The 10,288-nt window shown below is 75.5% G+C and carries 8 protein-coding genes; all 8 read left to right on the top strand.

What is annotated here, in order from left to right; genetic code table 11:
- The coding region (lysA, locus tag J1M37_RS01790) for a diaminopimelate decarboxylase (protein WP_206452003.1) at window positions 1-1,441 on the top strand (1,441 nt) is incomplete at its 5' end.
- A gap of 170 nt (window positions 1,442-1,611) precedes the next feature.
- Window positions 1,612-2,934, top strand: a complete 1,323-nt coding sequence (locus J1M37_RS01785) for a homoserine dehydrogenase (RefSeq protein WP_044659213.1) — start codon at window positions 1,612-1,614, stop codon at window positions 2,932-2,934.
- A gap of 3 nt (window positions 2,935-2,937) precedes the next feature.
- Entirely contained in the window at window positions 2,938-4,050 is a 1,113-nt protein-coding gene (thrC, locus tag J1M37_RS01780; RefSeq protein ID WP_036313078.1) for a threonine synthase, read from the top strand.
- Between the two features lie 3 nt (window positions 4,051-4,053).
- Window positions 4,054-5,007, top strand: a complete 954-nt coding sequence (gene thrB, locus J1M37_RS01775; RefSeq protein WP_044659212.1) for a homoserine kinase — start codon at window positions 4,054-4,056, stop codon at window positions 5,005-5,007.
- 319 nt (window positions 5,008-5,326) lie between these two features.
- The gene (gene rho / locus J1M37_RS01770) at window positions 5,327-7,426 is read left to right on the top strand and encodes a transcription termination factor Rho (RefSeq protein ID WP_049147163.1); all 2,100 of its coding nucleotides are present in this window, start codon (window positions 5,327-5,329) and stop codon (window positions 7,424-7,426) included.
- Between the two features lie 115 nt (window positions 7,427-7,541).
- On the top strand, window positions 7,542-8,651 hold the full coding sequence (prfA, locus tag J1M37_RS01765) for a peptide chain release factor 1 (protein WP_206452002.1): 1,110 nt from the start codon (window positions 7,542-7,544) through the stop codon (window positions 8,649-8,651).
- Window positions 8,648-9,550 carry a peptide chain release factor N(5)-glutamine methyltransferase gene (gene prmC, locus J1M37_RS01760; RefSeq protein ID WP_049147162.1) on the top strand — a complete coding sequence of 301 codons (903 nt, stop codon included), beginning with the start codon at window positions 8,648-8,650 and terminating at the stop codon, window positions 9,548-9,550. The genes prfA and prmC overlap by 4 nt, the downstream gene beginning before the upstream one ends.
- Entirely contained in the window at window positions 9,547-10,281 is a 735-nt protein-coding gene (locus J1M37_RS01755; RefSeq protein WP_049147160.1) for an L-threonylcarbamoyladenylate synthase, read from the top strand. Before prmC ends, J1M37_RS01755 begins: the two co-directional genes overlap by 4 nt.
- The last annotated feature ends 7 nt before the right edge of the window (window positions 10,282-10,288 follow it).

Raw genomic sequence — 10,288 nt, 5'->3', positions numbered from 1 at the left:
GCTCGCCCCCGCCTGGCTCCCCGCGCCGGGGGACCCGGACGCGCTCGTGCCCGGCCTGTGGGCCGCCGGCGTGGACCGCGCGGCCGACGGCGAGCTCACCGTCCAGGGCCTGCGCGCGAGCGCGCTCGCCGCGGAGTTCGGCACGCCGCTGCTCGTGGTGGACGAGGACGACTTCCGCGCCCGCGCCCGCGCGTTCCGCGAGGGCTTCGACGCCGCGTTCGCCGACCTGTGCGGGGGAGCGGACGTCTACTACGCCGGCAAGTCCATGCTCACCCTCTCCACCGCCCGCTGGGCGGCCGAGGAGGGCCTGCGCGTGGACACCGCCTCCGGCGGCGAGCTGGCGATCGCGCTGGCCGCCGGCGTCGACCCGGCCCACATCGGCCTGCACGGCAACAACAAGTCGGACGCCGAGCTGCGCACCGCCCTCGAGGCGGGCGTGGGTCGGATCATCGTGGACTCGCTCGACGAGCTCACCCACCTGGCCGCGCTCGCGGCCGAGGCCGGCCACTGCGCCCCCGTGATGCTCCGGCTGACCCCGGGCGTGCACGCGCACACCCACGACTTCATCGCCACCGCGCACGAGGACCAGAAGTTCGGGCTCTCCCTGGCCCCGGCCTCCACCGGCCGGGACGGCAACATCGCCGGGCGCTCGCCGGCCGCCGTCGCCGTGGCCGCGGCCCTGGCGGCCGAGTCGATCGACCTGCTGGGCGTGCACTGCCACATCGGGTCCCAGATCTTCGAGGCCGAGGGCTTCGGGCTGGCGGCCGGACGCGTGCTCGAGTTCCTCGCCGAGGTCAAGGCCGAGCACGGGGTGGAGCTGGCCGAGCTCGACCTCGGTGGCGGCCACGGCATCGCCTACACGGCCGTGGACGAGCCGCGCCCGGCCGCGGAGATCGCCGACGCCCTCGCCGACGACGTCCAGAAGACCGTCGAGCGCCTCGGCCTGAGGTGCCCGCGGGTCTCGCTCGAGCCGGGGCGGGCCATCTCAGGCCCCGCGGGCCTGACCCTCTACACGGTCGGGGTGACCAAGACCGTGGACGCGGACGCCCCCGACGGCGGCACGGCGGCCCGCCGCTACGTCGCCGTGGACGGCGGCATGTCCGACAACCCGCGTCCCGTCCTCTACGACGCCGACTACACCGCCGTCTCCGCGCGCCGCACCTCGGAGGCCGAGCCGGTGCTCTCCCGCGTGGTGGGCAAGCACTGCGAGTCCGGCGACATCCTCGTCCGCGACGTGTACCTGCCGGCCGACCTGGGCCGCGGCGACCTGCTGGCCGTGCCGGCCACGGGCGCGTACACGCACGTGATGTCCTCGAACTACAACGCGCTGGCCCGCCCGGCCGTCGTCGCGGTCTCCGGCGGGCAGGCGCGGGTGATCATCCGTCGCGAGACGCAGGAGGACCTGTTCGCCCGCGAGGCCGATCCGCGCCTCGCCCGCTGAGGACGCGGGCGCGGCGCACCCGGCCGCCGGCCTCGAGCCCGGGTGGGTCCGTCCCGCTCTGCGGACACCGAGTGTCGCGCGGTGGGACGGGCCGGGGCGCCGCGCTAGATTCGAGGCCAGCCGGGCCGCGCGGTCGCGCGGGCCCGACCCACCCTGGATCACGGAGGACCATGCCCCAGCACACCGACGCCCCCACCGCACTCAAGGTCGCCCTGCTGGGCGGCGGGACCGTGGGGTCCCAGACCGCCCGGATCCTCACCGAGGACGCCGACATCCTGCGGGACCGCGTGGGCGCCGACCTCGAGCTCACGGGCATCGCGGTGCGGGACACGGGCGCGACGCGCGACTGGCAGGCGGACCCGGCGCTCTACACGACCGACGCCGAGGCGCTCGTGGACGGCGCGGACGTCGTCATCGAGCTGATGGGCGGCATCGAGCCGGCCCGCACCCTGATCCTGCGCGCCCTGGCCGCCGGCACGTCCGTGGTGACGGGCAACAAGGCGCTGCTGGCCCAGCACGGCGAGGAGCTGTACGCCGCGGCCGCCGCCACCGGCGCGCAGCTCAGCTTCGAGGCCGCCGTCGCCGGCGCCATCCCGATCCTGCGCCCGCTGCGCGACTCTCTGGGCGGCGACCGCGTCACCCGCGTGATGGGCATCGCCAACGGCACCACCAACTTCATCCTCGACCGGATGGACTCCGAGGGGGCGGACTTCGACGACGCCCTCGCCGAGGCCCAGCGGCTCGGCTACGCCGAGGCCGACCCGACCGCCGACGTCGAGGGCCACGACGCCGCCGCGAAGGCCGCGATCCTGGCGACCATCGCGTTCGGGGCGCCGTACACACTGGACCAGGTGGCCGTCGCGGGCATCACCGCGATCACGGCCGAGGACAACGCCGCCGCCGCGGAGGCGGGCTACGTCATCAAGCTGCTGGCGATCGCCGAGCGCGGCCGCGCCGCCGACGGCGCCGAGGGCGCGGTCCTGCGCGTGCACCCCACCCTGCTGCCGCGGGAGCACCCGCTGGCCTCCGTGCGCGGGGCGTTCAACGCCGTCTTCGTGGAGGCCGACAACGCCGGCGAGCTCATGTTCTACGGTCCCGGCGCCGGCGGCGCCCCCACCGCCTCCGCGGTGATGGGCGACGTCGTCTCGATCGCCCAGCGCATCGTGCGCGGCGGCCCGGCGCGCCTGCGCACCCCCGTCACCGCCCTGCCCGCCCTGGACCCGGCCGAGGCCCACACCTCCTTCATGGTCGTGCTGCGCGCGGCGGACCAGCCCGGCGTGCTGCGCCGCGTCGCCGGGGTGTTCGAGGAGCACGGCGTCTCCATCGAGACGCTGCGCCAGGTCCCATCTGAGCGCGAGGACGCCCCCGGCGCGTCCCTGCGGCTGATCACCCACCGTGCGCGGCAGCGCGACCTCGACGCCACCGTCGAGGCGCTCGCCGCCCTGGACGTCGTCCACGAGGTCGCGTCCGTCCTCCGAGTCGAAGGGAACTGACCCATGGCACACCAGTGGCGCGGCGTCGTCCGCGAGTACGCCGACCGCCTGCCCGTCACCGAGGACACGCGCGTGATCACCCTCGGCGAGGGCGGCACCCCGCTCATCCACGCCCCCCACCTCTCCGAGCTGGTGCAGGGCACCGTGCACGTGAAGTTCGAGGGCATGAACCCGACCGGCTCCTTCAAAGACCGCGGCATGACCATGGCGATCACCGCGGCCGTCGCGGACGGTGCGAAGGCCGTCGTCTGCGCGTCCACCGGCAACACCTCCGCCTCGGCGGCGGCCTACGCCGCGCAGGCCGGGATCACGTGCGCCGTGCTCGTGCCTGAGGGGAAGATCTCGATGGGCAAGATGTCCCAGGCCGTGGCCCACGGCGCGGAGATCCTCCAGGTGCAGGGCAACTTCGACGACTGCCTCGAGGTGGCCCGCAAGCTGGCCGAGAACTACCCCGTGTTCCTCGTGAACTCCGTCAACCCGGCCCGCATCGAGGGGCAGAAGACCGGCGCGTTCGAGGTCGTGGACACCCTCGGCGACGCCCCGGACTACCACCTGCTGCCCGTGGGCAACGCGGGCAACATCACCGCGTACTGGAAGGGCTACCGCGAGTACGCCGCCCCCTACGTGAACCCGCACGAGGGCGCCTCGGACGCCGAGCTGCCCGCGGTGGCCACGAAGACCCCCGTGATGTGGGGCTTCCAGGCCGCGGGCGCCGCCCCGATCGTCCAGGGCCACCCCGTGACCGACCCGGACACGATCGCCACCGCCATCCGGATCGGCAACCCGGCCTCGTGGGAGCAGGCCGAGGCCGCCCGCGACGAGTCCGGCGGGATGATCGACTCCGTCACGGACGAGGAGATCCTCGAGGCCCATCGCTGGCTCTCCGCGAAGGAGGGCGTGTTCGTCGAGCCCGCCTCCGCCGCCGGCGTCGCCGGGCTGCTCAAGCACCACGCCGCCGGGAACGTGCCGGCCGGCAAGAGCTGGGTCATCACCGTCACCGGCCACGGCCTCAAGGACCCGCAGTGGGCCCTGCGTGGCGCCGACGGCGCCGACGTGACCCCGCGCTCGGTGCCGTTCGACGTGGTCACCGTCGCCCAGGCCCTCGGCCTGAGCTGAGCCATGGCCGCACCGCAGCCGCTGGCGCCCGGGACCGCCGCGTCCGTCTCCGTCCCCGCCACCTCCGCCAACCTCGGCCCCGGCTTCGACTCGATGGGCCTGGCCCTGGAGCTGCGCGACGAGGTGACGCTCACGGTCGTGGCGGGCCCCGACGTCGCGGAGGTCGTGGGGGAGGGGGAGGCCACCCTGCCGCGGGACGGCGCGCACCTGATCCTGCGCCTGGCGCACGAGCACCTGCGGGACCGCGGGTTCACCGCGCCGGGGCTGCACCTGCGCGCCGTGAACCGGATCCCGCACGCCCGCGGGCTCGGCTCGTCCGCGGCCGCCGTCGTCGCGGCCTACGCCGCGGCCGAGGCCCTGCTGCCGGCCGCGCTGCGCCGGGCGCCCGCGGACCTGCTCGAGGCGGCCACCCGCTTCGAGGGGCACCCGGACAACGTCGCCCCCGCGCTCGTGGGCGGGGCCACCGTCTCCTGGACCCGTGACGACGTCCCCGGCCCGGCCACGGCGCGGCTGCGGCTGCACGAGCGCGTGGTGCCGGTGGTCGCGATCCCGGACACCGAGCTGTCCACCCACGTCGCCCGGGGCGTGCTGCCCGCCGAGGTGCCCCACGCCGTGGCGGCGGCCCAGGCCGGCCGTGCCGCGCTGCTCGTCCACGCGCTGGCGGAGGACCCCGCGCTGCTGCCGGCCGCCACGCGGGACTGGCTGCACCAGGAGCCGCGCGCCGTGGCCATGCCGGCCAGCGCCGCACTGGTCGCGGGGCTGCGCGAGCGCGGCCACGCCGCCGTCGTCTCCGGCGCGGGTCCCACGGTGCTCGCGCTGTGCGACGGCGTCCAGGCGGCCGAGCACGCCGCGGAGGCGGCGCGTGCTCTGACGGCGGACGGGGCGGCCGCCTGGCGCGTGCTGGTGCCGTGCGTGGCCGTGGACGGTGTTAGGGTGGAATCACTCCACCACGGCTGACCCCACCGCCTCGCGCGGCCCGGGTCTCCGGTGCCCGGGCCTGCGACGGCCGGACGCACCGTGCGCCGTCGGCCGGAACCCCGCCGCGATCCATCCCGTGCTGCGCACGGCCGAATGCGGGACCCCCTCCGGCTCGGTCGAGTCCGGACGCCTCCGCCCCGTCACGCAGCGACTGCGCACGATCAGGGGAGGCGCCACTGCTGAGTTCACACCATGAAACCCGGTTTTCTGGGGCGCCGCTGCGCGGCCCGACCGGATGCACACCGCAGCCCGACGCGCCACGCGCCGCCGGGCCGCATTCGAGGGAGAAGGAACCTTCGTGACCGAATCCACGGAACAGACCACGCCGACGAACGGCGGTGGCCTGGCCTCGCTCAAGCTCGCCCAGCTCCAGGCCCTGGCCTCCCAGCTCGGCATCGCCGGCGGCTCGCGCATGCGCAAGGCCGACCTGGTGACCGCGATCTCCGACCACCAGCGCGGCGGCTCCGTGGCGGACCGCGACGCCGCCGAGCGCGCGGCCCAGGCCCCCGCGGCCCCCGCCGCCGAGGCCGTCCCGGCGGCCGCGTCCTCCGAGGACGCCGCCCCGGCCGCCGAGCGCCCCGCCCGCCGCCGCTCGCGCCGCGCCGACGCCGACACCTCCGCTCCGGCCGCCGTCGCCCAGGACGGGCAGCCCCAGGCCGAGGCCCGCGAGGCCCAGACCGAGCAGGGCCCCCGGGAGACCGCCTCGGACCAGGATCGGTCCGGGGGGTCCGAGACCCGCGACGAGGGCGAGGACCGCCCGCAGTCCGAGCGCCGTTCCCGCGGCCGCCGCCGCGCCGGCGACGACGACGCCCAGCAGGGTCAGGACCGTCGCTCCGACGGCGCCCAGGGCGAGGACGGCGCCGACGCGGACCGCCGCGGCGACCGGGAGGACCGTGATGACAACGGGCGCGAGAACGGCCGCGGCCGCAACGGCCGCAACGGGCGGGACCGCGACAACGGCCGCGACCGCGAGAACGGCCGCGACCGCGAGAACGGCCGCGAGAACAATCGGGACCGTGAGAACGGCCGCGACGGCTCCCGCGAGCAGCGCGGCGACAAGTCCGAGGACGGCGGCCGGGGCGACGGCGGACGCGGGGACCGCAGCCGCCGCGACGACCGCGACGACGAGGGCGGCCGCAACCGTCGCAACCGCCGCAACCGCAACGAGCGCGGCCGCAACCGCCGTGGCCGCGGCGGCCCCGAGGTCGACGAGACCGAGCTGACCGAGGACGACGTCCTGCAGCCCGTGGCCGGCATCCTCGACGTGCTGGACAACTACGCGTTCGTCCGCACCTCCGGCTACCTGCCGGGCCCGAACGACGTCTACGTCTCCCTGGCCATGGTGAAGAAGTACGGTCTGCGCAAGGGCGACGCCGTCGTCGGCGCGATCCGCGCCCCGCGCGACGGCGAGAAGCAGCAGCACCACGGTGGCGGCTCCAACCGTCAGAAGTTCAACGCCCTGGTGAAGATCTCCTCGGTCAACGGTCAGCCCGCCGTCGAGCACCCGCAGCGCGTGGAGTTCGGCAAGCTCGTGCCCCTGTACCCGCAGGAGCGCCTGCGCCTGGAGACCGATCCCAAGCTGATCGGCCCCCGCGTGATCGATCTGGTCAGCCCCATCGGCAAGGGCCAGCGTGGCCTCATCGTCTCCCCGCCCAAGGCCGGCAAGACGATGATCCTGCAGTCGATCGCCAACGCGATCAAGACGAACAACCCCGAGGTCCACCTCATGATGGTGCTCGTCGACGAGCGCCCCGAGGAGGTCACCGACATGCAGCGGTCGGTGGACGGCGAGGTCATCGCCTCCACGTTCGACCGCCCGGCGGACGACCACACCACTCTCGCCGAGCTGGCCATCGAGCGCGCCAAGCGCCTCGTGGAGATGGGCCGCGACGTCGTCGTGCTGCTCGACTCCATGACCCGCCTGGGCCGCGCCTACAACCTGGCCGCCCCGGCCTCGGGCCGCATCCTCTCCGGCGGTGTGGACTCCTCGGCGCTGTACCCGCCGAAGAAGTTCTTCGGCGCCGCCCGCAACATCGAGAACGGCGGCTCGCTGACCATCCTGGCCACCGCGCTGGTCGAGACCGGCTCGCGCATGGACGAGGTGATCTTCGAGGAGTTCAAGGGCACCGGCAACATGGAGCTGCGCCTGTCCCGCCACCTCGCGGAGCGCCGCATCTTCCCGGCGGTGGACGTCAACGCGTCCGGCACCCGCCGCGAGGAGGCCCTGCTCTCGCAGGAGGAGGTCAAGATCATGTGGAAGCTGCGCCGGGTGCTCTCCGGCCTCGAGCAGCAGCAGGCCCTCGACCTGCTCACCAACAAGATCAAGGACACCGCGTCCAACGCCGAGTTCCTCATGCTGGTCTCCAAGACCACGCTGGGGTCCAAGGGCGACGACTGACCGTCCCGTCGCACGGCCCCGTCCCGCCCGGGGGAGCTCGTCTCCGCCGGACGGGGCGGGGCCGTCCGCGTCGGACAGCCCGGCCCGTTGAGGCCGGAGGAGGAGAGGCACGCACGTGTTCGATTCGGACCAGCGGCGCGAGGCCGTGGATCGGCTCCTGGCGGAGCATCGCGAGCTGACGGCGCGCCTGTCCGACCCGGCGGTGCACCAGGACCCGGCACTCGCCCGGCGGCTGAACCGGCGGTTCGCCGAGCTCGGCGCCGTGGTGACGGCCCACCGCGCCTGGTCGGCGGCCGCGGAGGAGCTGGCCGACGCGCGGGAGCTGGCCGCGGCCGGCGACGACGACGCGGCGGCCTTCGCGGCCGAGGTGCCCGGTCTGGAGGCGGTCGAGGCGGAGGCCGCCGAACGGCTGCGCCGGCTGCTGATCCCGCGCGACCCCGACGACGCCCGCGACGTGATCCTCGAGATCAAGGGCGGCGAGGGCGGCGAGGAGGCGGCCCTGTTCGCCGGCGACCTGCTGCGCATGTACCTGCGCTACGCCGAGTCCCGGGGCTGGAAGACGGAGATCCTCTCCGCCACGCACTCCGACCTGGGCGGCTACAAGGACGTCCACGTGGCGGTGCGGGGGAGCGCGGCCGACCCGGCCGACGGCGTCTACGCCCGGCTCAAGTTCGAGGGCGGCGTGCACCGCGTGCAGCGCGTGCCCGTCACCGAGTCCCAGGGCCGCATCCACACCTCCGCCGCCGGCGTGCTCGTGCTGCCCGAGGTGGACGCCCCGGACGAGGTCCACCTCGATCCGAACGACCTCAAAGTGGACGTCTTCCGCTCCTCCGGGCCGGGCGGCCAGTCCGTCAACACGACCGACTCCGCGGTGCGTCTGACGCATCTGCCCACGGGGATCGTCGTCTCCATGCAGAACGAGAAGTCCCAGATCCAGAACCGCGAGGCCGCGCTGCGCGTGCTGCGGTCGCGGCTGCTCGAGCGGCAGCGGGCGGAGCAGGACGCCGAGAACTCCGCGGCGCGCGCCGCGCAGGTGCGCACCATGGACCGCTCGGAACGCATCCGCACCTACAACTTCCCGGAGAACCGGATCGCGGACCACCGCACCGGCTACAAGGCGCACAACCTCGACGCGGTCCTCGACGGCGACCTCGAGGCCGTGATCGCCTCCTGCCTCGCCCTCGACGAGGAGCGGCGGCTCGCCGCGCTGGGCGGGGACGCGTGAGCGCACCGGCCTGGTCCGCGCTGCTGCGCGACGCCGCCGCCCGCCTGACCGCGGTGGGCATCGACTCGCCGCGTGTGGACGCCGAGCTGCTGCTGGCCCACGTGCTCGGCCTCGACCGCGGCGCGCTGCTGGCCCGGGTGTTCGCCGGGGCCGTGGCCGAGCCCGCGCAGGCGGCGGCCTTCGAGGCGCTCGTCGGGCGCCGCGCCGCCCGCGAGCCCGTCCAGCACCTGACCGGCGTCGCGCACTTCCACGGGCTCGACCTGGCGGTCGGCCCAGGCGTCTTCATCCCGCGGCCGGAGACCGAGCTGCTCGTGGAGACCGTCGTGGCCGACCTGGCCGCGCGGCCCGCGGCGGGCGTCGTGGTGGACCTGTGCACCGGCTCCGGCGCGATCGCCGCGGCCGTCGCGGCGTGGGGCGAGGCGCGGGGCCGCCCGCTCGCCGTCACCGCCGTCGAGCTCGACCCGGCGGCGGCCGACTGGGCCCGGCGGAACCTCGCCTCGCGCGGGGTCGACCTGCGACAAGCCGATGCCCTTGTCGCGTGCCCCGACCTCGAAGGCCGCGTGGACGTCGTCGTGAGCAACCCGCCCTACGTGCCCGAGGCCGAGGTGCCCGCCCAGCCCGAGGCCCGACTGGACCCGGCGCGGGCGCTCTACGGCGGGGACACGCCCGGGCTGCGGATCCCGCGCGCCATCGCGCACCGGGCGGCGGACCTGCTCGCCCCGGGCGGCCTGTTCGCCATGGAGCACCACGAGACGCAGGGCCCGGCCCTCCTGTCCGCCCTCGGCGCGGACCGGCGGTTCACGGGCGAACGAGTCCACCAGGACCTCACCGGGCGAGATCGGTTCTTGACGGCGCGCCGGTCCGGCGAAGCCGCGGCGGGCGCGGAGGTGGAAGAATGACCGACGTGAGTGACTTCATCGACGTCTCGGATCCGGCCGCCCTCGAGAATGCCGTGGCCCGCGCCCGCGAGGTCCTCGCGGACCGCCGCTGCGTGGTCCTGCCCACGGACACCGTCTACGGCATCGGAGCGGACGCGTTCTCCCCGCTGGCCGTGGCCGTGCTGCTGGCCGCCAAGGGCCGTGGCCGCACCATGCCGCCGCCCGTGCTCATCGCGGACCGCCGCGTCATGGCCGGCCTCGCGTACGACGTGCCGGAGGAGGCCGAGGCCCTCGCCGAGCGCTTCTGGCCCGGCGCCCTCACGCTCATCCTCAAGTCCCAGCCCACGCTGACCTGGGACCTCGGCGAGACCCGCGGCACCGTCGCCCTGCGCGTGCCCGACGACGCGGTGGCCCGCGAACTGCTCTACGCCGTCGGCCCCATGGCCGTCTCCAGCGCGAACCGCACCGGCATGGACGCCGCCACCACCGCCGACGCCGCCCGCTCGATGCTGGGGGAGTCCGTGGCCCTCTACCTCGACGCCGGCCCCCGCGAGAGCCGGGATCCCTCGACGATCGTGGACTGCACCGTCACCCCGTTCCGCGTGGCCCGGCAGGGCTCCGTGCCCCTGGAGGAGCTGCGCGCGGTGGTGCCGGACCTGCTCGCCGAGGGCGAGGAGCCGCCGGTCGCCGCCGAGCGGATCGCGGCCGCCGACGACGCCGCCGCGGCGCGTCCCGCCGACCCGGAGGCCTGACCGGCCC

Source organism: Micrococcus sp. KRD012, assembly GCF_017168555.1.
GTDB classification, from domain to species: domain Bacteria; phylum Actinomycetota; class Actinomycetes; order Actinomycetales; family Micrococcaceae; genus Micrococcus; species Micrococcus luteus.
This window is presented reverse-complemented; position numbering and strand designations above follow the sequence as displayed.